General features: G+C 71.6%; 21 protein-coding genes and 1 pseudogene. 12 read left to right on the top strand and 10 right to left on the bottom strand.

Annotation, left to right across the window (positions count from 1 at the left end; all coding sequences use genetic code 11):
• Nucleotides 1-142: 142 nt before the first annotated feature.
• Nucleotides 143-1,588, bottom strand: a complete 1,446-nt coding sequence (argG, locus tag ACIBKX_RS15785) for an argininosuccinate synthase (protein ID WP_363274683.1) — start codon at nt 1,586-1,588, stop codon at nt 143-145.
• A 268-nt stretch (nt 1,589-1,856) separates the two neighbouring features.
• Here argG and ACIBKX_RS15780 point away from each other — a divergent pair, with 268 nt between their 5' ends.
• From ACIBKX_RS15780 to ACIBKX_RS15765, 4 genes and pseudogenes are all read left to right on the top strand, one after another.
• Nucleotides 1,857-2,330, top strand: coding sequence for a hypothetical protein (locus ACIBKX_RS15780; RefSeq protein WP_363274684.1), 474 nt, complete (start codon nt 1,857-1,859; stop codon nt 2,328-2,330).
• A 79-nt stretch (nt 2,331-2,409) separates the two neighbouring features.
• Entirely contained in the window at nt 2,410-4,125 is a 1,716-nt protein-coding gene (locus tag ACIBKX_RS15775; protein WP_363274685.1) for a helix-turn-helix domain-containing protein, read from the top strand.
• Between the two features lie 138 nt (nt 4,126-4,263).
• Nucleotides 4,264-5,334: pseudogene (locus ACIBKX_RS15770) on the top strand (alpha/beta hydrolase family esterase); the annotation flags it as partial.
• Nucleotides 5,335-5,351: 17 nt separating this feature from the next.
• Entirely contained in the window at nt 5,352-6,797 is a 1,446-nt protein-coding gene (locus tag ACIBKX_RS15765) for a 3-hydroxybutyrate oligomer hydrolase family protein (protein ID WP_363274687.1), read from the top strand.
• 27 nt (nt 6,798-6,824) lie between these two features.
• On the opposite strand, the gene ACIBKX_RS15760 is transcribed toward ACIBKX_RS15765, so the two are convergent.
• On the bottom strand, nt 6,825-7,973 hold the full coding sequence (locus tag ACIBKX_RS15760) for a serine hydrolase domain-containing protein (protein WP_363274688.1): 1,149 nt from the start codon (nt 7,971-7,973) through the stop codon (nt 6,825-6,827).
• A gap of 142 nt (nt 7,974-8,115) precedes the next feature.
• Here ACIBKX_RS15760 and ACIBKX_RS15755 point away from each other — a divergent pair, with 142 nt between their 5' ends.
• The 3 genes from ACIBKX_RS15755 (at nt 8,116) to map (ending at nt 10,174) form a co-directional block, all read left to right on the top strand.
• On the top strand, nt 8,116-8,556 hold the full coding sequence (locus tag ACIBKX_RS15755; RefSeq protein ID WP_363274690.1) for an OsmC family protein: 441 nt from the start codon (nt 8,116-8,118) through the stop codon (nt 8,554-8,556).
• Between the two features lie 441 nt (nt 8,557-8,997).
• Nucleotides 8,998-9,288, top strand: a complete 291-nt coding sequence (locus ACIBKX_RS15750; protein ID WP_363274691.1) for a hypothetical protein — start codon at nt 8,998-9,000, stop codon at nt 9,286-9,288.
• Nucleotides 9,289-9,391: 103 nt separating this feature from the next.
• Nucleotides 9,392-10,174 carry a type I methionyl aminopeptidase gene (gene map / locus ACIBKX_RS15745; RefSeq protein WP_363274692.1) on the top strand — a complete coding sequence of 261 codons (783 nt, stop codon included), beginning with the start codon at nt 9,392-9,394 and terminating at the stop codon, nt 10,172-10,174.
• Between the two features lie 139 nt (nt 10,175-10,313).
• On the opposite strand, the gene ACIBKX_RS15740 is transcribed toward map, so the two are convergent.
• The 4 genes from ACIBKX_RS15740 to ACIBKX_RS15725 all read right to left on the bottom strand — a co-directional run bounded on the left by ACIBKX_RS15740 (nt 10,314) and on the right by ACIBKX_RS15725 (nt 13,380).
• Nucleotides 10,314-10,829, bottom strand: a complete 516-nt coding sequence (locus ACIBKX_RS15740; RefSeq protein ID WP_363274693.1) for a lytic polysaccharide monooxygenase auxiliary activity family 9 protein — start codon at nt 10,827-10,829, stop codon at nt 10,314-10,316.
• 116 nt (nt 10,830-10,945) lie between these two features.
• On the bottom strand, nt 10,946-11,938 hold the full coding sequence (locus ACIBKX_RS15735) for an MsnO8 family LLM class oxidoreductase (protein WP_363274694.1): 993 nt from the start codon (nt 11,936-11,938) through the stop codon (nt 10,946-10,948).
• Nucleotides 11,939-11,978: 40 nt separating this feature from the next.
• On the bottom strand, nt 11,979-12,743 hold the full coding sequence (locus ACIBKX_RS15730; protein WP_363274748.1) for a DUF2071 domain-containing protein: 765 nt from the start codon (nt 12,741-12,743) through the stop codon (nt 11,979-11,981).
• A gap of 220 nt (nt 12,744-12,963) precedes the next feature.
• On the bottom strand, nt 12,964-13,380 hold the full coding sequence (locus tag ACIBKX_RS15725) for a DUF5997 family protein (protein ID WP_363274695.1): 417 nt from the start codon (nt 13,378-13,380) through the stop codon (nt 12,964-12,966).
• Nucleotides 13,381-13,438: 58 nt separating this feature from the next.
• Here ACIBKX_RS15725 and ACIBKX_RS15720 point away from each other — a divergent pair, with 58 nt between their 5' ends.
• The 3 genes from ACIBKX_RS15720 to ACIBKX_RS15710 all read left to right on the top strand — a co-directional run bounded on the left by ACIBKX_RS15720 (nt 13,439) and on the right by ACIBKX_RS15710 (nt 17,191).
• Nucleotides 13,439-14,191, top strand: a complete 753-nt coding sequence (locus ACIBKX_RS15720; protein ID WP_363274696.1) for a LysR substrate-binding domain-containing protein — start codon at nt 13,439-13,441, stop codon at nt 14,189-14,191.
• A 203-nt stretch (nt 14,192-14,394) separates the two neighbouring features.
• Entirely contained in the window at nt 14,395-15,897 is a 1,503-nt protein-coding gene (locus ACIBKX_RS15715) for a hypothetical protein (RefSeq protein WP_363274697.1), read from the top strand.
• A gap of 142 nt (nt 15,898-16,039) precedes the next feature.
• Nucleotides 16,040-17,191, top strand: a complete 1,152-nt coding sequence (locus tag ACIBKX_RS15710; protein WP_363274698.1) for a hypothetical protein — start codon at nt 16,040-16,042, stop codon at nt 17,189-17,191.
• Here ACIBKX_RS15710 and ACIBKX_RS15705 read toward each other — a convergent pair.
• Genes ACIBKX_RS15705 through ACIBKX_RS15695 form a run of 3 tightly spaced genes read right to left on the bottom strand, consistent with a single transcriptional unit; the run spans nt 17,151 to nt 19,171 of the window.
• Nucleotides 17,151-17,774 (bottom strand): hypothetical protein, encoded by a 624-nt coding sequence (locus ACIBKX_RS15705; protein ID WP_363274699.1) that lies wholly within the window; start codon nt 17,772-17,774, stop codon nt 17,151-17,153. The two genes, ACIBKX_RS15710 and ACIBKX_RS15705, sit on opposite strands and share 41 nt — an antisense overlap.
• Nucleotides 17,774-18,583, bottom strand: a complete 810-nt coding sequence (locus tag ACIBKX_RS15700; protein ID WP_363274700.1) for a PIG-L family deacetylase — start codon at nt 18,581-18,583, stop codon at nt 17,774-17,776. The genes ACIBKX_RS15705 and ACIBKX_RS15700 overlap by 1 nt, the downstream gene beginning before the upstream one ends.
• A gap of 9 nt (nt 18,584-18,592) precedes the next feature.
• Nucleotides 18,593-19,171, bottom strand: coding sequence for a TetR/AcrR family transcriptional regulator (locus ACIBKX_RS15695; protein WP_363274702.1), 579 nt, complete (start codon nt 19,169-19,171; stop codon nt 18,593-18,595).
• A gap of 167 nt (nt 19,172-19,338) precedes the next feature.
• Here ACIBKX_RS15695 and ACIBKX_RS15690 point away from each other — a divergent pair, with 167 nt between their 5' ends.
• Both ACIBKX_RS15690 and ACIBKX_RS15685 read left to right on the top strand, forming a co-directional pair.
• Nucleotides 19,339-20,619 carry an erythromycin esterase family protein gene (locus ACIBKX_RS15690; protein ID WP_363274703.1) on the top strand — a complete coding sequence of 427 codons (1,281 nt, stop codon included), beginning with the start codon at nt 19,339-19,341 and terminating at the stop codon, nt 20,617-20,619.
• Nucleotides 20,616-21,038 (top strand): VOC family protein, encoded by a 423-nt coding sequence (locus tag ACIBKX_RS15685; RefSeq protein WP_363274704.1) that lies wholly within the window; start codon nt 20,616-20,618, stop codon nt 21,036-21,038. The genes ACIBKX_RS15690 and ACIBKX_RS15685 overlap by 4 nt, the downstream gene beginning before the upstream one ends.
• 76 nt (nt 21,039-21,114) lie before the next feature.
• On the opposite strand, the gene ACIBKX_RS15680 is transcribed toward ACIBKX_RS15685, so the two are convergent.
• On the bottom strand, nt 21,115-21,522 hold the full coding sequence (locus tag ACIBKX_RS15680; protein WP_363274705.1) for a RidA family protein: 408 nt from the start codon (nt 21,520-21,522) through the stop codon (nt 21,115-21,117).
• Nucleotides 21,523-21,527 lie beyond the last annotated feature (5 nt).

Below are 21,527 nucleotides of genomic sequence, written 5' to 3'. Positions count from 1 at the left end.
TGTACCGAATTGCGCCGAGATGGCCGCTGTCCTGCACGGACGGCCGATGGAGCGGGCCAGGAGCGACGCACACGGCAGAGGCCGGCCCGACGCCATCGGCGTCGGGCCGGCCTCTGCCGGTGGAGCGTGCCCGCGGAGGGGGTCAGTCCGTGCCGGACTCCATCGCGGCGCGGTCGAGCAGCTCGTCGTCCTCGGAGACCTCGCCGCGCGAGGCGATGGCCTCGGCGCCGCCCTCCGGCATCGCGCCGATCAGCCCGGTCGCGGCGGCCTGCGCGGCACCGACGGACGAGTCGGCGCTGCCGATGAGGCCGAGACCGGCGTACTGCTCAAGGCGGGCGCGCGAGTCGGCGATGTCGAGGTTGCGCATGGTCAGCTGGCCGATCCGGTCCACCGGGCCGAACGCCGAGTCCTCGGTGCGCTCCATGGAGAGCTTGTCCGGGTGGTAGCTGAACGCCGGGCCCGTGGTGTCGAGGATCGAGTAGTCCTCGCCGCGCCGCAGCCGCAGCGTGACCTCACCGGTGACCGCCGAGCCGACCCAGCGCTGCAGCGACTCGCGGATCATCAGCGCCTGCGGGTCCAGCCAGCGGCCCTCGTACATCAGCCGGCCGAGGCGCCGGCCCTCGTTGTGGTACTGGGCGAGGGTGTCCTCGTTGTGGATCGCGTTGACGAGCCGCTCGTACGCGGCGTGCAGCAGGGCCATGCCCGGCGCCTCGTAGATGCCGCGGCTCTTGGCCTCGATGATCCGGTTCTCGATCTGGTCCGACATGCCCATGCCGTGCCGGCCGCCGATGGCGTTGGCCTCCATCACCAGGTCGACGGCGGAGGCGAACTGCTTGCCGTTGATGGTGACCGGGCGGCCCTGCTCGAAGCCGATCGTCACGTCCTCGGTGTCGATCTCGACCGACGGGTCCCAGAACTTCACGCCCATGATCGGCTCGACGGTCTCGACACCCGTGTCCAGGTGCTCCAGCGTCTTGGCCTCGTGGGTGGCGCCCCAGATGTTGGCGTCGGTCGAGTACGCCTTCTCCGTGCTGTCCCGGTAGGGGAGGTCGTGGGCGACGAGCCACTCCGACATCTCCTTGCGGCCGCCGAGCTCCGTCACGAAGTCCGCGTCCAGCCAGGGCTTGTAGATCCGCAGGTGCGGGTTGGCGAGCAGTCCGTAGCGGTAGAACCGCTCGATGTCGTTGCCCTTGAAGGTGGAGCCGTCGCCCCAGATCTGCACGTTGTCCTCGAGCATCGCCCGGACCAGCAGGGTGCCCGTCACGGCGCGGCCGAGCGGCGTGGTGTTGAAGTAGGCACGCCCGCCCGAGCGGATGTGGAACGCACCGCAGGTGAGTGCGGCAAGGCCCTCCTCGACCAGCGCGGCACGGCAGTCGACGAGTCGCGCGATCTCGGCACCGTAGGTCTTCGCGCGGCCGGGGACCGAGGCGATGTCGGGCTCGTCGTACTGACCGATGTCGGCGGTGTAGGTGCACGGGACGGCACCCTTGTCGCGCATCCACGCGACCGCGACCGAGGTGTCGAGGCCGCCCGAGAAGGCGATGCCGACGCGCTCGCCGGCGGGAAGGGAGGTGAGGACCTTAGACATAGGAAGAGTATGCATCATCGCGCATGGTCATGCAAAGGCATGTGGTGGCCCGATGTGCTCCCGCCGCTGCGAGCGTCCCATGAAGTGCGGAACGGCGCAGGTCACGGCCGTGCGCCCGTCCCACGGGGAAATGAGACGCGGTACGCCTTGAGGGCCGGGGAGCGGGCCCGCAGGATGGCGTCGCGGCCGGCCGAGCCAACGACCACAGGCCGGGAAAATCGAAGGATCATCGAAGGATCATCGAAGGATCAAGGAAATCGGGGGAGTCATGCGTCTGCGCACGCGACTGCTGGGCGTCACCGCGGGATGTCTGGGGATGGTCGCCGCGACCGTCCTGAGCGCCGCACCGGCACAGGCCACGGTCTGTACCGGCCTCAACTGCGGAAAGGTGAAGAACAAGTCGACCGCCGGGATGCATTTCACGGTCGACCTGGGCAGCGGCGGCGACCGCTGCGACGTCTGGAACTACGACGGAGGCAACAAGGAGAAGTGGAAGTACGCGAAGTGCGGCCAGACCTTCCTGGGGGCCGGGAAGTCCAAGGGCGGCGCCGGGTCGGGGGTCGACGTGGACGCCTTCACCTTCAACGGCACGTCGTACGGCCTGCGGATGTACAGCGACACCGCGCCGGTGCAGACCCGCAAGAAGGGCATCTGGACGAAGATCAGGGGCGATGAGGTGGCGACCTGCAAACAGAAGTACGGGCGCCCGGAGTGCGTAGTGATCGACACGTCTCCCCTGTAGCCCCTTTCGCAGGCCCCTCCCCGGGGTTCCGCAGCTGTGGAATCCTGAGCGCCGGGTCACCGCGCGGGGGAGAGGTGTCTTGGACGGAGCGGGGGGAGCTCAGGAGTTCTCGGCTGCCCTGAGGCGGCTGAAGCAGCGCAGCGAGTTGAGCTATCAGGAGCTCGCGCGGCGCGCCTTCCTGAGCCGTTCGACACTGCACCGGTACTGCAGCGGCAAGGGAGTTCCGGGGGATTACGGGGTGATCGCCAGGATCGCCCAGGAGTGCGGTGCCGGACCGGACGAGCTGAATCATCTGCTGCGCTGCTGGCGGGTCGCCACCGGGGAGGCGTCCGCCGACGAGGGGGAAGCGCGGCCGGGTGAGGCGGAATCGCGGGCCGGCGAGGGGGAGGCCGCAGCGCGTTCCGCGGTCGCCCCCGCCCTTGCGGGCGGGGGCGACACTCCTGTTTCCCCTCCAGGATCCGCAAGCCCCGCACGGCCACCACTCGCCCGCCGGAGCATCGCGCTCGCCCTCGCGTTCGTGGCCCTGGTGCTCGCGACCGTGGTGGCGAGCGGCCCGCCGACCGGGGCCGTGCGCCCCTCGCAGCGACCTGCGCAGATCGCGTCCGGCACCAGCTGGGCCGACGCCCCGACGCCCGTGCCCCGCACGGGATTCGGCGTCACGCTCAACAGCAGCAGCGGTGTCATGCCGGCGTTCCGCGTCGGCGCGGTACGGCTGTGGGACAGCGAGACGCGCTGGGCCCAACTGGCGCCCCGGCGCGGGGAGTACGACTGGTCCACCCTCGACCGCATGCTGGACGGCGCGGAACGGCAGGGCCTGCCCGCCCTGTTCGTGTTCGGCGGCACTCCCTCCTGGGCGGCGCCCGAAGCGCGCCGCGCCGCCTACCCGGACGGCTCCCGCGCGGCGCCCCCGGACGACCTCGACGACTGGGACGCCTTCGTCCGCGCCCTCGTCCGGCACACCCATGGCCGTATCGAGGCGTACGAACTGTGGGTGATGGCCAACCACCCCGACCACTTCAACGGCAGCGCGCAGACCCTGGTCGAGATGGTGCGGCGGGCGAGCCGCATCATCCGGGCCCACGACCGGGACGCGGTCGTCGTCTGCCCGTCCATCAGCCGGCTCTGGGAGCCCGATGCACACGCGTTTCTGCGGCGGTTCGCCGAACTCGGCGGCTACCAGCACTGCGACGCGGCCGGCATCAAGCTCTACCAGCGCAGCGTCCAGGACCCTCCGGAGACGATGCTCGACGCCGCGCAGTCCGTCTACCGCACCTTCCACCGGGCCGGAGTCCACCTGCCGATCTGGAGCACCGGAACGACCCAGAGCCTCCCCCTGGCCGACCCGCTCGACTCACGGCAGGGCGCGAGCCACGCCGCCCGCTTCTATCTGACCGGTCTGTACGCCCGCCGGTTCGGCGTGGAGCGGATGTACTTCTACGCATGGGGCAACAGCACGCTGCCCATCGTGCTGCAGGCCGAGGGCGAGCCGCCGACGAAGGCGGGCCTGTACGTGGAGGGCCTGCAGCGCTGGCTGGCCGGCGCGGAACTGCGCGGCTGCGGCCACGGCCCGCAGATCTCGCTGCCGGACAACGTGTGGCAGTGCGCGTTCCGCCTCCCCGAAGAGCGCGGACGGCAGCGCACGGCCCTGATCCGCTGGACCCACGACGGCACGGCGCGGACGCGGGTCGGGCCCGGCGAGGTGCGGGCGCGTGATCTCGACGGCCTGGAGCGGACCGTGGGGCCGTCCGGCATGCTGCGGATCACGCAGGTGCCCGTGCTGATCTCGCCGCGCTGAACCATCGCCGACAGCGCGCGCAACAGGGCGTACGGCCGTGACCCGTGCCGCAGTTGTGGCGGTCGCCGCCATGTCGCCGTGGCCGCGGGCGCTCCTAGGGTGACCGGCACTTCAGCCGCCGCCCCACAGGAGGCCCTCATGCCGTACGCAGAAGCATCGCCGCCCCCGGCTCGAGCCGTGACCCGACGGGTCGGTGTCGCGGTGGTCGCCCTCGCGCTCGCCGCCGGGGCGACGCTGTTCGCGCCGGCGGCCCCGCGGGCGGAGGCACGGACGGCCGCCGTGGCGCTGGAGCGCGTGACGGACTTCGGGGCCAATCCGGGCGCCCTGAACATGTACGTGTACCGGCCGCAGTCGCTGCCCGAGCAGCCGGCCGTGGTCGTGGCGCTGCACGGCTGCACCCAGAACGCGCAGACGTACGCCGACAATTCGGGGCTCGCGCACTACGCCGACCAGTACGGATTCCTGCTGGTCTTCGCCGAGACCACGACATCGAACAACATCAACAAGTGCTTCAACTGGTTCCAGACCGGGGACACCACGCGCGGTCAGGGCGAGGCCGCCTCAATCCGGCAGATGGTCGCCGAGGCCGGTTCCGCCTACGGCGGCGACCCCGCCCGCACCTATGTCACCGGCCTGTCGGCGGGCGGCGCGATGACCTCCGTCATGCTCGCCGCCTACCCGGACGTCTTCCGGGCCGGAGCGGTCGTCGCGGGCCTGCCCTACCGTTGCGCGACCGACGTCCTCTCCGCGTACACCTGCATGAACCCCGGAGTGACGCGGACCCCGGCCGCCTGGGCGAAGAGCGTGACCGACGCCGTACCCGGCCACACCGGGCCCTGGCCGAAGGTGGCGATCTGGCAGGGCGACCGTGACACCACCGTCGTGCCGAAGAACGCGGACGCCCTGCGCGACCAGTGGACGGCCGTGCACGGCCTGGACCAGACGCCGGACCGCACGTCGACGATCGGACCCGACAACACACGCCGGGAGCAGTACCTGGCCGGCGACGGCAGTGTCGCCGTCGAGGTCGACCGGGTGCCGGACATCGGCCACGGCACACCGGTGGACCCCGGCACCGGGGCCCAGCAGTGCGGGGCCACCGGCACGGCGCACTTCATCGACTCGATCTGCTCCAGCCACTGGATCACCGAGTTCTTCGGCCTGCACGGCCCGAACCCCGCCTCCGGCACGCCTTCGGGCCCGGCGGCCTGACCGAGGTGGAAGCGATGCGCCAGGCGAGACAGGACGACATCAACAGCGGTCGGCGGCACGGCGGTGCACGCCGGGTCGCCGCCGCGGCGGCGCTGCTGCTGACGTTCACGGCAGCCGCCCCGTCGGGTGCTGCCACGCAAGGGGCGGACCGAGACCACTGCGCCCGCACGGACCGGCTTCGGGTCCCCGGCGCCGAACACCAACAGACGGCCTGCGTCGGAGACTTGACGACATCGGGGACCGTCGACTCGGGCCACACCGACCCGGCCGACTGGGCGGGACTGACCCCCAAGGACCTGCCCGCGCCCACCGCGGTCCCCGGCATCCAGATCGACGGCTACTTCCCCGACACGTCCACCACGAACACCCACCACGGCTGGAACCACGACTCCCAGTTCGTCGTCCGGCTGCCCGACCGCTGGAACGGCGGCCTGGTGATCGCCGGAACACCGGGCAACCGGGCGCAGTACGCCAACGACCGCGCCATCGCCGACTGGGTGCTCGCCCGCGGCTACGCCTACGCCGCCACCGACAAGGGCAACACAGGACCGCACTTCCACCGCGACGGCCGCAGGCCGGGCGACGCCGTCGCCGAATGGAACCGCCGGGTCACCCAACTGACCAGGGCCGCCCGCGAGGTGACCGCCCAGCGCTACGGCAGACTCCCCGCCCGCACCCTGGCCACGGGCATCTCCAACGGCGGCTATCTCGTGCGCTGGCAGCTGGAGAACCACCCCGAGCTGTACGACGCGGGCGTGGACTGGGAGGGCACCCTGTGGCGCGCGGACGGACCGAACCTCCTGACCTCCCTGCCGACGGCGCTGAGCGCGTACCCCACCTACGCGGCGGGCGGAGCAGGAGCGGCCCGTGCCCACCGCCGGATGCTCGACGCCGGTTTCCCCGCGGGCTCGGAGTTCCTGTGGCCCTACCACCACAGCACCTACTGGGACTTGACGCAGCGCGTCTACCGCGAGGAGTTCGACCCGGAGTACGACGGCGCCACCGAGGCGGGCACCCCGTACTGCACACCCGGCACGCCCGCCTGCGACGCGGACTACGACTACGCGACCCGCCCGGCAAGGGTGCACCGCGCGGTGGAGCGGACGGCACTGACGGGCAGGATCGGGAAACCCCTGATCACGGTCCAGGGCACATTGGACGTACTGCTGCCCATCACCCGTGACGCGGACGTCTACGCCCGCATGGTGCGCGAGGCGGGCCGCGGCGACCTCTTCCGCGCGTACCGCATAGAGGACGGTACGCACACCGACGCCCTGTACGACACGTTCCCCGACAAGCTGCGCCCCCTGGTGCCCTGCCACCGCTCGGCCTTCAGGGCGACGGAGGCCTGGCTCACCACGGGCCAGGCCCCACCCCCTTCACACACCGTCCCCCGCCCCACAGCGGCAAGCCCCCAGACCCTGCTGACGAACTGCCCCCTGACCGGGCGCCACCCCTAGCCCGCATGGCGGAGAGCGCACCGCCGGTCAGGCGGTGGCCGCGTACGCCCAGAAGTCCCGCATCAGGTCCGGGAAGCTGGGACCGCCCATCTGGAGCTGGCTCATCATGACGGTGACCGTGCCGGTGGCGGGGACGACGTGTGCCGTCGTGCCCGTCCCGCCGACCCAGCCGTACCGCCCCGGCACACTCCACGGCTCGACCCGGTCGACGTCGACCGCGCCGCCGAAGCCCCAGCCCATCCCCTCGAGGAACAGACCGCCGGACTGCCGCTCCGACACGGTCAGATGATTGGTCGTCATCTGCAGCACCGACTCGGCGGAGAGCAGCCGGAGCCCGCCCGCGGTGCCCTCGGCGAGCAGCATCCGGCCGAAGGCGAGCCAGTCGTCGACGGTGGAGACCAGGCCGCCGGCGCCGGACGGGAACACGGGCGGGACGCTCCACTCGCCGTCGGCGGCGTCGAGCAGTTCGAGGCCGCCCTCGGGGCGGGAGCCGTAGAAGGAGGTGAACCGATCGAGCTTCCCCGGCGGCACCGAGAAGGCCGTGTCGGTCATCCCCAGCGGTTCGAAGATCCGCTCGGTGAGGAAGTCCGGCAGCGACATGCCCGTGACGCGGGAGATCAGCAGGCCCTGCAGATCGGAACTGAGGTTGTAGAGCCAGCCGTCGCCCGGCTGGTGCAGCAGCGGGATCCGCGCGAGGGCGGCCAGCCACGCGTCGGGCTCCGGCACGCCCTGCGGCTGCGGGCGCCCCTGCTTCAACTCGGTGAACAGCGCCTCGACCGCGGGCAGCGAGAAATCGGACGCGAAGCCGTACCCCGTACACGAGGAGAGCACGTGGAAGACGGTGATGGGCCGCACGGCGGGCACCACGTCGTCCAGGGGCGACTCGGGTGTACGGACCACGCTCGGCGCCGCCAGCTCCGGCAGCCACCGCCGGACCGGATCGGCCAACGCGATCCGCCCGTCCTCGACGAGCGTCATCACGGCCGCGGCGACGATCGGCTTGGTGATCGACGCGATCCGGAAGATCGAGTCCCTGGCCATCGGCGCACTGCCCTCGACGTCGACCGCCCCGACGGCCGCCACGTCGACCCGGTCGCCGCGCGCCACGAGACCCACGGCTCCGGGCACGGATCCCTTGCTGACGTGTGCTTGCAGGGTGTCGTGCAGATCGGCCATGAGTCCACCTTCTCAGCCTGTGCGTTCCTGCGGTCGAAGGTGGGACTCCCGCGGGGCGCCGGACTCATCGGTCGCGAGCGGCGGCACGGTCCGGGCAGCCCGCTTCCCGGGCCGGGCCCGGCGCTTCGGTTACGGTTCGGCCATGGCCGACTACCGCATCGAGACCGTACGCAACGGCGAACGCGACTGGACCGCCCGTAACGACCGCGGCGCCGAGGTCCGCATCGCAGCCGCCGACAACCCCGACGCCCAGCCCTCCTTCACCCCGGTCGAACTGCTCCTCGCCGCGCTCGGCGGCTGCGGCGGCCTCGTCGTGGACCGCATCGCCCGCACCGTCGAGCGCGACGGCTTGCGGATCGTCGTCGACTCGATGTCCAGGCCCGAGGACGACGGACGCGTCGGCGTCGTCAGGGTCGCCTACGAGTTCGAGCTGCCCGAGGGCGACGACCGCGCGGCGGTGACGCTGGAGCGCGCCATCAGGCTGACCCACGAGAAGTACTGCACGGTCAGCCGCACCGTCGAACACGGGGCGCGCGTCGAGGCGTTGGGGCCCGACGGGGCCACTCTCTTCGCGGCGGGATGAGCCGGGGGCGGCCACGGAAGCCTCCCCGGCATCACCGGTCGACGACCGGCCCGCCCTCCGCCGGTGCCATGCTCCGGCCCCCGGGAGTCGCTGCCCCGCCTCCCCGAGGCCCGCGACCACGGGGCGCGGCCGTCGTCGGCGGCGCCCTCTACGTCCTCGGCGGCGGCCGTCGGCCGGACCCCTCGCGCCGATGCCGGTACCCCGCCACGCCCCAGGGCGGCGCCCCGACCGCTGTCCGCGACGCCTTCCGTCCGTGACGTCCGGCACCCCCACGGGCAAACGGTGGGGAAACCTCCGGCTGACGGGTTGTGCGGGAGGGGTGGGTCCAGTCGACAATGGAGGTGGGATGACACCTGGTGCGCCGTCGTCGGCCGGCGTCCGAAAGCCGCGTCACATGGGGGTTTGGAGATGCACGACGCATCGTTCGATTCCTTTGATTCCTTGGCAGCGCCAACGGTCCAGGCGGCCGCGGGCGGCCCGGCCCTGGTCGTGCGTGTCGAGCCGTACGCCGGCATGAGCGCGGGGGACGAGGTCCAACTGCGCTGGGACACCGGGGTGTTGCGTACGTCGCTGATCGACTGTCAGGTCATCGGGGACGCCGAGGTCGGCGAGGCAAGGCTGTTCACCATCGAGCGGCCCGTCCCGTGCACGGCCAGGGTCAGCTATCTGGTGGGCCGGGACCACGCCGACTGGCGGGCCTCGCCCCGGCTGACCGTCACGATCCAGGCCTGACAACACGACGGCTCCGGGCGGAGCCATGCGCAGGCTCTCTCCGACTGCTCCGTACCGGTATAGTAATCCCGGTATTGTTATTGGTGACGGAGAAAGGCGCCGCATGATCGAGATCCTCAACCCCGCCCTGCTGGCCCGGGCGAGAGGTACCGGAACCTTGGTCGCCGACATCCTGCGGACCCTGAGGGGCCGCAGTGTGATCGGCACAAACCTGCTGGACATCGACCAGTGGGCCAAGGACATGATCACCGAGGCGGGAGCGCAGTCCTGTTACGTCGACTACGCGCCGTCCTTCGGGCGCGGCGCCTTCGGTCACTACATCTGTACGGCCGTCAACGACGCCGTGCTCCATGGCCGGCCCCACGACTACCGGCTGGCCGACGGCGATCTGCTGACGCTCGACCTCGCCGTTATCCGGGGCGGCGTCGCGGCGGACTCCGCCATCAGCTTCATCGTGGGCGACACGAAGCCCGCGGAGAGCGTCGCGATGATCGATGCGACCGAGCGCGCGCTGGCCGCGGGGATCGCCGTCGCGGGGCCGGGGGCTCGTGTCGGGGACATCTCCCATGCCATCGGAACGGTGCTCGGCGAGGCGGGGTATCCGATCAACACCGAGTTCGGCGGGCACGGCATCGGGTCGACGATGCACCAGGACCCGCACGTCGCGAACGCCGGGCGCCCCGGCCGTGGATACAAGCTGCGCCCCGGACTGCTGCTGGCGCTGGAGCCGTGGGTCATGGCGGACACCGCCAAGTTCTTCACGGACGCCGACGGGTGGACGCTGCGCAGTGCGACAGGCTGCCGTGCGGCACATAGCGAGCACACGATCGCCATCACCGACGACGGGGCCGAGATCCTCACGCTGCCGAGCTCGGAGCGGCCGTGAGGGAGGCCTTCGACGCCGGGCGGTCCGGGCGGTCCGGGCGGTCCGGGCGGTCCGGGCGGTCCGAGGGGTCCGAGGGGTCCGGGCGGGGCGGCATGGAGGGAAGCGCCCCGCCCGGAGTCGGTCGGTCGGGCCGGCCGGCTCAGCCCGTGATGTTCACGTCGATGCAGGCGTAGAACGCGTTGGAGGTGTCCGCGATGTTCCACACCGCGAGCACCTTCTGGCGGCCGGTGAGGCCGCCGAAGTCGACGGTGTGGGTGACGGTGTCACCCGGCTTGGCACCGCCGTCGTCGACCTCGGCGATCTTGTTGCCGCCCACGAAGTACTGCCAGGTGCTGGTGGCGTGAGCCGCCGTCAGCTTCCAGCTGAACTCCTGGGACGAGCCGACATCCGTGACCTGCCAGCCCTTGCCGTCGTCGTCCAGCTCGGCGAACCGGGAGTTGCCGCCGCTGCACGTCGTCTGGCCCTTGGCGCCCTCGACGCTCTGCGGCTCGTGGGTGATCTCGCCGCAGCTCACCGTGCCCGCCGCGCACTGCGCCTGGCGGCTCGGCGGTGCGTTGACGTAGCCGTGCGCACTGGCCGGTGTGACGGAGGCCAGTACGAGCACGGGCGCGAACGCCGCGCCCAGGGCGGCCGCCAGCTTCTGCTTCCTGTTCATCTCTGCTCCCTCGAAGGTGGGGGGATGAGGGGGACGGAGACAACCGGGCGCCTCGGTCGACTCATTGGCCTAGACCATACTGGTTGTCAGGCCCTCGTCAACCCTTCAATATCCCTTCAGTCGCTCGCCGTTGCCCCCTGCGCGGCGCTCAGCGTGCTCACCAGCTCGAAGGAGCGGACCCGGTCGGCGATGTCGTACACCGGCGTGACCAGCATCAGCTCGTCGGCGTCGGTCGCCTTGGCGACCTGTGCGAGCCGGGACTCCACCAACTCCGGCGTTCCATGGGCCTGTTGGGCGGCGAACGCGGCCAGCGCCGCCTCCTCCCGGGCGTCGAAGCGATGCTCCGCCGCGTCGGCCGGACTCGGGAACGCCCTGTCGCCGCGCCCCTGCAGCAGACTCGCCTTCACCACCGCCATGGGCCGCGCCAGCTCCTCGGCCCGCCGCTGGGTCTCCGCGCACACCACCTCGACGCAGACCAGGACGCGCGGCGCCGCGCACCACGGCGAAGGACGGAACACCTCGCGGTAGTGGGTGACGGCCTCCACGGTGTTCTCCGGGCGGATGTGGTGCGCGACCGCGATCGGCAGCCCCAGCCCGGCGGCGAGCGCGGCACCCGCGCGGCTCGACGCGAGCAGCCAGGGCTCGGGCAGCTCGCCCAGGCCGACCTCGGTGAGGAACTCCAGCGTCGCGGCCACGTCACGGCCGTACTCCTCGTCGGTGGCCGGATCCGCGCCCCGGCGCATCGCCCGCGCCGTCTCCTCGTGGAACGTACCGGGACCGCGACCGATGCCGAGATCGATCCGGCCGGGATGCAGCGCGGCGAGCGTCGCGAACTGCTCGGCCAGGTTGAACGGCGCGTGATTGGGGGCGAGTACGCCGCCGGAGCCGACCCGCAGACGCGACGTCGCGGCGGCGATGCGCGCCGTCATGATCGGCGGCGGGAAGGCGCCGATGGCGGGGGAGCGGTGGTGCTCGGCGAACCACAGCCGGTGGTAGCCGAGCCGGTCCAGTTCCTGGGCCGCACGGTCGCAGTTGCGCAGCGCGTCGGAGGTCGGCGTACCCGCCTCGACGATGGCGACTTCCAGTGCGGAGAGCGGCAGTTCGATCATGCGGCCAGCATAGGACGGCCCGTCGAACTCCGGTGCGGGCTCAGGGAGTCGGGATACCGCCGGGCCGCGCAGGACGGCCGAAGCGCACCGGTACGCCCGGCGAATACAGGACGCTCACCGGGTCGCCCACCGGCGCGGGCAGGCCCGCCGCCACCACCAGATCCTCGTCGCAGTCGAGCAGCTCCGCGCGGTGCAGCGGCCAGCGCGGGTGGACGTTCGGCAGGTACATCGGTCGCCCGAAGAACGTGTTGTGCATGCCCCAGCGCGCGGTCAGGAAGTGCTCGAACTCCGTCGGCTCCTCGACGCGCCCGCCGACCCGGACCGAGATCCGGCTGTGCGCACCGCGCGGCCCCGGCCACCTTCTGCTGCTCGTGTACGTCACGATGTCGCCGTCGCGCCGGATGCGCATCCGGGACCACTGGTACGGCAGCCGGAAAGCACCGCGCGCGACGGCCACGGGGATCAGGCGCGAGGCGTCCAGGGAACGGAAGACGACACCCCGGCGGCCGTGGGCGTCCACGGAGTAGAGCCGGACATTGGTCTCGGGGAACGTGCCCAGATACGGCACACCCGGCAGCCGGAACCAGCCGACCCGGTGCATGCGGAACGCGACGAGCCCCGCATACGTCGCCCCCTCATGTACATCGGGCACCGTCCCGGCGGGCAGCAGCGGCGCCACGTCGGCCGGATCCACGGCCCAGTGCAGGAACGCCAGGTCCAGCCACGACTGCGTGAGCAGCGGGTTCACGGTGGGGACGGGCGGATCGGCGGTGATGGGTTCCGGGGCGGACGAGGTGAGGGCCACGGCATCCAGGGTCGCAGGGCCGCCGAGGGCGCAGACCAGCGGGTCGTAGCTGAAGGCGACCGGCCGCCGGGCCTGCGGGTTGTACGTGAAGGCGACCGGCCGCCGGGCCTGCCGCCGAGCCACATCAGATCGAGCGGCTCGACGACACACGGTGCGCGGTCCGCGGTGTACCGCGCGCGGTCCGCTGTCCGGGGACCACGGACCGCGTCGCCAGGTCGGATCAGGAACGCGGGCGGCCCGGCTCGGCAGCTCGCCGGGCTTCCTTCTCCTTGTTCTTCTCCTTGATCCGCACCGTTTCCTTGCGGACCTCGGCCTGGGTGGCGCGCTCCTTCTGCAGCCACTCCGGGTTGTCCGCCTTCAGTGCCTCGATCTGGTCGGTCGTGAGCGCCTCGGTGACCCCGCCGCGGGCGAGGCCCGCGATGGAGACGCCCAGCTTGGCGGCGACCACCGGACGGGGGTGCGGGCCGGTACGACGCAGCTCCTGCAGCCACTCGGGCGGGTCGGCCTGCAGGGCGTTCAGCTCGGTGCGCGAGACGACACCCTCCTGGAACTCGGCGGGGGTGGCCTCGAGGTACACACCCAGCTTCTTCGCCGCGGTCGCGGGCTTCATGGTCTGGGTGGTCTGGTGCGACGTCATGGTGTCAAGGGTATCGAGCGTGTGAGCTACCTCCGACCACGACCGGTAACCTGGCGGGGTGACAGACTCGCAAGTAACCCCTTCGTTCAGGCTCGCCTATGTCCCTGGGGTGACGCCCGCCAAGTGGGTGCGGATCTGGAACGAGCGGCTGCCGGACATCCCGCTGACGCTCGTCGCGGTAACGGCGGCGGAGGCGTTCGGCCTCCTGCGGGGCCCTGACGCGGACGCCGGTTTCGTACGTCTGCCGGTCGACGGCCCGGACTTGAGCGCAATCCCGCTCTACACCGAGACGACCGTGGTCGTGGTCCCCAAGGATCATGTGGTGGCGGCCGTCGACGAGGCGTCGCTGGAGGACCTCGCCGACGAGATCGTGCTGCACCCGCTCGACGACACGCTGGACTGGGAGCGGCCGCCGGGACAGCCCGCGCTGGAGCGCCCCGCCACCACCGCCGACGCGATCGAACTGGTCGCGGCGGGAGTGGGCGTACTGGTCGTCCCGCAGTCCCTGGCCCGCCTGCACCACCGCAAGGACCTCACCTACCGCCCGCTCACCGGGGCGCCGGAGTCCCGCGTCGCGCTGTCGTGGCCGGCGGACGAGACCACGGACATGGTGGAGGACTTCATCGGCATCGTCCGCGGCCGCACGGTCAACAGCTCCCGCGGCCGCACGCAGCAGCCCCCGGCGAAGCAACAGAAGTCCAAGCGCCCCGACCAGCCCAAGCCCCACCGCAAGCCGACCCCGTCCAAATCCTCCCGAGGCAACACCCCCACAAAGGGCCCCAAGCGAGGAAAGCCCCGCCGGAGGTCGTAGTTCCGGGGCACGGGGCTGCTCCAACGGCCGGAATCGCGCAGCCCAGGCGCCCGGCGACGCACCCCCTGTCGCCCACAACCTTTGTCGCCCCCGAGCGGTCAAATGACGGATCGACATGGACAGGCCATGAACTGTGCCGGTCGACAGCTCCACTTGATCGTGAATCAAGGCACCCAGGGACCAAGGGAACAAAGGGAAGTCGTATGTCGGTAGCCGTTCGCATTCGCCGGGCACGGGTCACCATGCCCCTCATCGCCGCCTCCCTGCTCGTCGGCAGTGGACTCTCCGCCTGGGCCCTCGGGCAGGGCAGTGCCTATGCCGCCACACCCGCCGCCGCCGAGGCAGCGGACGACGACTTCAATGGGGACGGGTTCGGGGACCTCGTCGTCGGGGCTCCCGGCGGTACCGTCTCCGGGCAGGCCAAGGCCGGGTACGTGGCGGTGACGTACGGATCGCAGAGCGGACTCGACCCCGCCCGGAAGAAGATCATCAGCCGTTCCACCAGCGGCGTGCCCGGCGCGGCCACCGCCAAGCAGGAGTTCGGCAGGACGTTCACCAAGGGCGACCTGGACAAGGACGGGTACGCGGATCTCGTCGTCGGCGCCGACGGCAGGGGCGCGACGGGCGGCGCGGTCATCCTGTGGGGTTCCGCCTCCGGCCTCACCGGCGGCACCAAGATCGACACCTATGGATTCGCCCCGCAGGCCGGGGACTTCGACGGCGACGGCACCACCGACCTCGCCCTCTTCGCGGGCGCCGGCGTCTACGGAGACGACCCCGTCACCCAGAAGGCGACCCTCTGGAAGGGCCCCGTCGCACGCACCGGTACGCCCGCCGACACGCTCGACTTCATGGACAAGTCGCAGTGGTGGAGCTACGAGAGGGAAGAGCGCCCCGACCCCGCGTGCGCCGAGCAGCCCGAGACCTGCGTCGACGGCCCCCTCTCCGTGGCGGGTCCCGTCGTCCCGGAGGCCGTGGGCGACATCAACGGCGACGGCCGAGCCGACATCGCCATGAACGACTATTCCGGTGACGGCGAATGGGGCAACGGCGTCCTGTACGGCAGCGCCACCGGCTTCAAGCGGGCCTCGGCCCCCGGCTCCGGCGGCGCCCTGGGCGTCGGTGACATCAACGGCGACCACTACGACGACCTGGTCGTCGGCGACGGAGACTACGAGTCCAGGGTCGCGGTCGCCTACGGTTCGGCGGACGGCCTCAAGGAAGGCACGCAGAAGTTCGACCAGAACCTGCCCGGCGTCCCCGGATCCGAGGAGGCGGGCGACGCCTTCGGCGCTTCGGTCGCCGTAGGCGATGTGACGGGCGACGGGTACGCCGATGTCGCGCTCGGCGTGATCGGCGAGGACGTCCGAGACGTCGCCGACGCGGGCGCGGTCGTCCTCGTGCGCGGCAGCGCGAACGGCGTGACCGGCACCGGCGCCCAGGCCTTCCACCAGGACACGGCCGGTATTCCCGGAGTCGCCGAGAAGGGCGACAGCTTCGGCGCCGCCGCCGCGCTCCTCGACGTCACCGGCGACGGACACAGCGACCTCGCGGTGTCCTCCGTGGCGGAGAACGCACAGGCCGGCGCGCTCTGGTCACTGCGCGGCACCGCCAACGGCCTGACGGCCACCGGCTCCGTCGCCTTCGGCCCGAAGGACGTCGCGGCGCCGAACACGGCCGCGCTCTTCGGGAGCACGTTGCGCTGAGTGCCGCGAGGCCGACGCGGATTCCGGGCGGGAGCGACGGCGTGTCGCACCCGCCCGGAAGTGTGATGACGCGGGGTGCCGCCCACATCGACAGGTCTACGCCCCATACTGGTCGGGCCCCGATCACCCACAGAACGATTCCATGGCCAAGAACAGCACTTCATCGAACACCGTCCCCGGCACTGTGTGGCTGGGGCGCGGGCGCCACCTCGGGACCGAGCCCGAGCAGGACGTCCGGCGCAACCTGATCGCCCTCAAGGCGGCCGGGGTGCTCGACGACTTCCTGGACCTCGACCCCGTCGAGGCGGCCCGCCCCACCGTCCTGCACCCGAGAGACGAATCCGCCGACCCCGGCCCCTCGGCCCGCCGCCTCTTCGAGGCCCGCTGGCGGGTGGCCGACGACGTCACCGTGCGCGCACAGCTGACGACGTACGAACCCGAGTCCCGACGCAAGGAAGGCGAGGGCGTCACCTGGATCCTCGCCGCCGAGGCGGAACAGACCTGGGACGCGCACTGGCCCTCGCCCGCCACCATGTTCTGGCCCGACAGCGACCGCGTCGCCTGGGACCACGACACGGTGCCCGGCGTGCGCCTGCGGACGACGAACCACCTCCCGAAGGACGACGACGAGCTGCGCCACCGGCTGCGGGACTGCACCAGGCAGAGCTGGTACGTCCATGTCGTGGTGCACGAGGCGATGACGCCGGACGCGAAGGGGCAGCAGCCGGTCACGGCGTTCCTGCCGCCGAGCCTGCGGCACCAGGTGATCGAGCACCGGGGTACCCCGGAGCAGGCGCAGATCGCCGACTTCGCGATGAAGCGGGAGCTGAGCGTACGGATGCCGCGCGGCGGCGCCGTCGTCCTGCCCTCGGCACCGCAGGGCCCGGACTACGACGCGGAGCGCTTCACGGTGCGCAGCGTTTTCCTCGACGGCAAGGAACCGACCGAACTCCTCGACAGGATCAAGGAGTTCGCCGTGCTCCCGCGGCCGCTGCCGGCCGAGGCCGAGCGCGCGCTGGCCCGGCTGCGCCAGGGCTGGCACCTGCTCACCCCGGACGAGGAACTGGTGCACGCCCAGGGCATGGTCACCAAGTACGCCGAGGCACTCGAGGCCATGACGAACTCACGTGACCGGTACCGGGAGGCGGCCGAGGCGGCGCAGGCCGCGCTGGCCGAGGTGACCGGCGGCGACGGTGTGCCCCGCCCGCCCGCGGCCGGGACGGCCAAGCCGGACGGCTCACCGCTGAGCGCCTTCACCAAGGCGTTCGGCCGCTTCCGGGATCCGAACAAGTAGCCGGAGCCACGCCGAGGAACTCCGCGACCAACTCGGGAGGGTTGGCCGCCTCGGTCAGCGCGAACGTCTCGTCGGGGTCGAACATGTCGTACAGGATCACGGGGAGGGGACGCCCGAGCGCGTCCACGATCCGGCCCTCCTCGTGCAACTCCCGCGCGATGTCGACGCAGAGTTCGTGGAACTGCCCCGCGAGTCGCTCGTCGCGCTCGTCCCGTTCCTCCTCAAAGAGCGGTTCGCCGTCCGTGTACCAGAGTCCCTGGCCCGCCGCTTCCCGCCGGTGCAGTTCGGCGCCGGCCGGATCGTGCTCGGGGTCATGACCGATGACGCGTACGCCTTCGAGGCCGGAGGGCGGGAAGTACGCGTAGTTCCAGCGGGCCTCCCACGCCTCCGGCGGGGTCGGCGTGGCCAGCAGCCGGGCGGGCTCGGCCTCGGTGACGTAGCCGATCGCCAGATACGGGAATCGGGGGTCCTGGCCGACGCTGTCGATCCGGAAGGTGACGGCATAGATGTCGGACGTGAGGTCTCGGGGAAAATCGCCCAGCGTACGCGCGGCGAGCTGCCCCAGGTGCAGCCGGAAGGTCATCAGCAGCGCTTCTCCTCGGTGGTGTGGCAAGGGGTGGGGTGCCCGGATTCTAGGAGGCCGTCGCCTTCGAGGAAGCCGTCGGTGGAGGCAGGGGAGTGGCGGGCGTACCACTCGGTCCCGAAGAGCCTGCGCCGGGCGTCGGGCGGAAGTGAGGCGACGATCCCCGGCACGGCACCGCGCTCCACCTCCGACCGGTGGGCGAGCACGGCGGCGGTCTTCTGCTGTAGCCAGGGGCCGACGTCGACCGTCACGGCGACCTGCTCGTCCGGAACGGAGTGCACGGCCTTGCGCGCGCCGATCACGTCGCGGAGCGCGGGCACGGCCGAGTGCGGGTGCGTGGCGAGGTAGAGGGCGCGCGGCCGCCAGGGCTCACCGGCCTCCGGGCAGCGCCGTTCGAGCCCCGCGGCCCGCGCCGCGAGCACCGTCACCTGGTGGGTCCGCACGTGGTCGGGATGGCCCGTCAGCCCTCCGAGGGCGTCGTGAGTGACCATCACCTCCGGGCGGAACTCCCGGACATGCGCCACGAGCCGCCGCACGGCCTCGTCGAGGGGCGCGTCGCAGAGCCGGGCACGGCCGGGTGCCGACGCCGGTACGCGCGCGTCGGCGTAGCCGAGCATCCGGGGCCGGCCCGCGCCGAGGATCCGCAACGCCTCGGCCAACTCCGCGCCGCGCGGGGTGTCCGGGACCCACGTCGCCGTGACGACGCCGGTCCGCGCGCCGGCTGCGGACTGCCGGGCGAGGAGCCCGCCCGCGGAGAGCGACTCGTCGTCGGGATGGGCGAACACGGCCAGCAGGCTGGGTGCGGGCATCGGCCGGCGTCACTTTCCGGGGCTTCCGGGGGTTCCAGGGCTTCCGGAGGTTCCGGTGAGAGGTGATCCCAGCCCGGTGAACAACGCGTCGAGAATCCTGTCGGCGTACGCGTGGGTCAGTGGTTCCTGGGTGATCAGGAGGCGGAAGTACAGCGGTCCGGAGAGGATCGCCATCGCCAGGTCCAGGTCGAAGTCCGGGGAGAGCTGGCCCTGCTCCCGCGCCGCCTTCAGCCGTGCGACGGTCTTGTCCGCCTGCGGGGTGATGAATCGCTCGTTGAGCGCGGCGGCGACGCCGGGGTCGTGCTGGGCCTCGCCGACCAGGGCCTTGAAGAGGGGGCGGAGCGGCTCCCCGGCCAAGAGGTCGACGGCCGTGTGGATCTGCTCGCGCAGGTCCGCGACGACATCGCCCGTGTCGGGATAGTCCAGGTCCGAGCCACCCAGCGAGAGCATCGAGTCGAGCATGAGGGCGCCCTTGGAGGGCCAGCGGCGGTAGACGGTGTGCTTGCCGACACCGGCGCGGGTGGCGATCGCCTCGATGCTGAGCTTGGCGTAGCCGACTTCCTGCCCGAGTTCCAGCGTGGTTCGCATGATGGCTTGGGTCAGGTCGGGGCCGCTACGACGGGCGTTGGTCATGCCCTCACAGTAGCGGCACGGCACGTGCCGTTCTTGACAGGAGTCCATGATCCGGGCACGCTTCCGCGATAACGGCACGGCACGTGCCGTTCCATTCAGACTCTCGCGGAAGAGCCGCCACCATGCCCACTGCACCCGGACGAACGCCCTTCACCGACTGGCTCCACGGCCATGCCACCCCGCTCAGCCACCTCGACCCGGCAGCACCCCTGGACGACCTGGAGCCGCTGCGCGACCTCTTCGGCGGCGCCCGCGTGGTGGCGCTGGGCGAGCACTCCCACTTCATCGACGAGTTCGCCGCCATGCGCCTGCGCATCCTGCGGTTCCTCGTCGAACGCTGCGGATTCACCGCCCTGGCCTTCGAGTACGGCTTCGGCGAAGGCCTCCCCCTCGACGACTGGGCCAACGGCCGGGGAGCGGACGACGACCTCACCGCACTCCTGGCTTCAGCGGTCCCCATCGGACTCCCGGACCCCCTGCGCTTCATCCGCGGTCACAACCGCACCGCCTCAACTCCCGTCCGCTTCGCGGGAATCGACATCCCGGCGGCCGGCGGGTCGCTGCTCCCCGCCCTGTCGCCCGTCGCCGACTACCTCGGCCGGATCGACCCGGAAACCCTGCCGGCGGTCCGGAGCGCGATCACGATCGCCGCGTCCTTCGCCGGTGACTCCGCGGCCGTGGCCGCACCCGCGTGGGCCCGCCTGGCCACCACCGAACAGGACACCCTCACCGCGCTCCTGGCACGACTGCTCGTCCGATTCCGTGCCCTGCAGCCGCTGTACGTCTCCCGCGGCGACCGGCACAGCTACGACACCGCCCTGCGATGCCTCGAAGCCGCCTGCCACACCGACTACACCTTCCGCGCCATGGCGGCCCTCTTCACCGGAGACGGCCTCACCGCCGACACCTCGGCCCGCGACCTCTTCATGGCCGAATCGCTCCTGTGGCACCTGGACCGACTCGAACCCACGGCCCGCGTCGTCCTGGTGGCCCACAACGCCCACATCCAGAGGACGCCGGTAGCCTTCGACGGCCGGCTCACCGGGCTCCCCATGGGACAGCACCTGCACCACGCCCTCGGCGACGCGTACTTCGCCCTCGGCCTGACGAGCGTCGCCGGGTCCACGGCCGAGATGCGCCGAGACGAGACGGCTCCTTACGGATTCACCGTCCACGACGCCCCGTTGGAGGCGCCCGTGTCCGGAAGCGTCGAAGCGGCCTTCGCCGGCAGCGGCCTCGGACTCGCCGTCGCCGATCTGCGTCAGGCCAGGGCGGAGGGCATCGGCGGTCCGGACCGCATCCGTACGCAGAGCGTCTACCTGGACACCCCGGTCCTCGACGCGTTCGACGGCATCCTCAGCACCCCCACGTCCACCACCACCACCGACCTGGAGAAGTCATGACCAGCAGGTTCACCGAACTCGTCGTCGACTGCCACGATCCGGAGCGACTCGCGGCCTTCTGGTGCGCGGTCCTGGACTTCACGGTGATCGACCGGAGCGAGGGCAAAGTCGAGATCGCCTCCTGGGAGCCGACCGTCGAGGCGGTCCGGGCCGGCCAGATGCCGCCCACCCTGGTGTTCATACGGGTGCCCGAGGGCAAGGCCGTGAAGAACCGGCTCCACCTCGACGTGAGCCCGATCGACACCGGCACCGAGGACGAGGCGGCCAGGCTGCTCGGACTCGGCGCCACCAGAGTGGACGTGGGCCAGGGCCCCGCCCGGAGCTGGGTGGTCATGGCCGACCCCGAGGGCAACGAGTTCGACGTCCTGCGGAGCCTGGCACCGACCGCACCTGTCACGCCGACCGGATCGCCGGAGTAACCGGCTCGCCGGACTAGGGCGGGGAGCCGAAACGCCCGCTGCCCAACACCTCAGTCCAACACTTCAGTCCAACACCTCAGTCGATCACCGCAGTTGCCTCGACCTCGACCAGATGGCCGCTGATCGCCAGCGCGGCCACCCCGATCAGTGTCGCGGGCGGCACCGGAGTGCTCCCCAGCTTCGCCGCCGCGCGGGCGACGCCTTCCAGGAACAGCGGCATCTTGTCCGGGGTCCAGTCCACGACGTACGCGGTCAGCTTCGCCACGTCGTCGAAGGAGGCGCCGACCTCGGCCAGGGCGGTCGCGACGTTGAGGTAACACCGTTCGATCTGGGCGGCGAGATCGCCCTCGCCGACCGTGACCCCGTCCGCGTCCCAGGAGACCTGTCCCGAGACGAAGACGAGCCGGGAGCCGGTGGCGACGGACACCTGCCGGTAGGAGTCGATCGCGGGCAGTCCCTCGGGGTTCACCAGGGTGATGGCCATGCTGT

Origin of the sequence: Streptomyces sp. NPDC050658, from assembly GCF_044457025.1 — a bacterium.
Lineage (GTDB): Bacteria > Actinomycetota > Actinomycetes > Streptomycetales > Streptomycetaceae > Streptomyces.
This window is presented reverse-complemented; position numbering and strand designations above follow the sequence as displayed.

Bases quoted from the DNA above. Each gene is read 5' to 3' on its own strand.
- ACIBKX_RS15740 (WP_363274693.1), bottom strand. From the start codon at position 10,829: ATGAACAGGAAGCAGAAGCTGGCGGCCGCCCTGGGCGCGGCGTTCGCG.
- ACIBKX_RS15710 (WP_363274698.1), top strand. From the start codon at position 16,040: ATGGCCAAGAACAGCACTTCATCGAACACCGTCCCCGGCACTGTGTGG.
- ACIBKX_RS15715 (WP_363274697.1), top strand. From the start codon at position 14,395: ATGTCGGTAGCCGTTCGCATTCGCCGGGCACGGGTCACCATGCCCCTC.
- ACIBKX_RS15690 (WP_363274703.1), top strand. From the start codon at position 19,339: ATGCCCACTGCACCCGGACGAACGCCCTTCACCGACTGGCTCCACGGC.
- map (WP_363274692.1), top strand. From the start codon at position 9,392: ATGATCGAGATCCTCAACCCCGCCCTGCTGGCCCGGGCGAGAGGTACC.
- ACIBKX_RS15760 (WP_363274688.1), bottom strand. From the start codon at position 7,973: ATGGCCGATCTGCACGACACCCTGCAAGCACACGTCAGCAAGGGATCC.
- ACIBKX_RS15755 (WP_363274690.1), top strand. From the start codon at position 8,116: ATGGCCGACTACCGCATCGAGACCGTACGCAACGGCGAACGCGACTGG.
- ACIBKX_RS15780 (WP_363274684.1), top strand. From the start codon at position 1,857: ATGCGTCTGCGCACGCGACTGCTGGGCGTCACCGCGGGATGTCTGGGG.
- ACIBKX_RS15685 (WP_363274704.1), top strand. From the start codon at position 20,616: ATGACCAGCAGGTTCACCGAACTCGTCGTCGACTGCCACGATCCGGAG.
- ACIBKX_RS15695 (WP_363274702.1), bottom strand. From the start codon at position 19,171: ATGCGAACCACGCTGGAACTCGGGCAGGAAGTCGGCTACGCCAAGCTC.
- ACIBKX_RS15705 (WP_363274699.1), bottom strand. From the start codon at position 17,774: ATGACCTTCCGGCTGCACCTGGGGCAGCTCGCCGCGCGTACGCTGGGC.
- ACIBKX_RS15735 (WP_363274694.1), bottom strand. From the start codon at position 11,938: ATGATCGAACTGCCGCTCTCCGCACTGGAAGTCGCCATCGTCGAGGCG.
- argG (WP_363274683.1), bottom strand. From the start codon at position 1,588: ATGTCTAAGGTCCTCACCTCCCTTCCCGCCGGCGAGCGCGTCGGCATC.
- ACIBKX_RS15700 (WP_363274700.1), bottom strand. From the start codon at position 18,583: ATGCCCGCACCCAGCCTGCTGGCCGTGTTCGCCCATCCCGACGACGAG.
- ACIBKX_RS15765 (WP_363274687.1), top strand. From the start codon at position 5,352: ATGCGCCAGGCGAGACAGGACGACATCAACAGCGGTCGGCGGCACGGC.
- ACIBKX_RS15725 (WP_363274695.1), bottom strand. From the start codon at position 13,380: ATGACGTCGCACCAGACCACCCAGACCATGAAGCCCGCGACCGCGGCG.
- ACIBKX_RS15680 (WP_363274705.1), bottom strand. From the start codon at position 21,522: ATGGCCATCACCCTGGTGAACCCCGAGGGACTGCCCGCGATCGACTCC.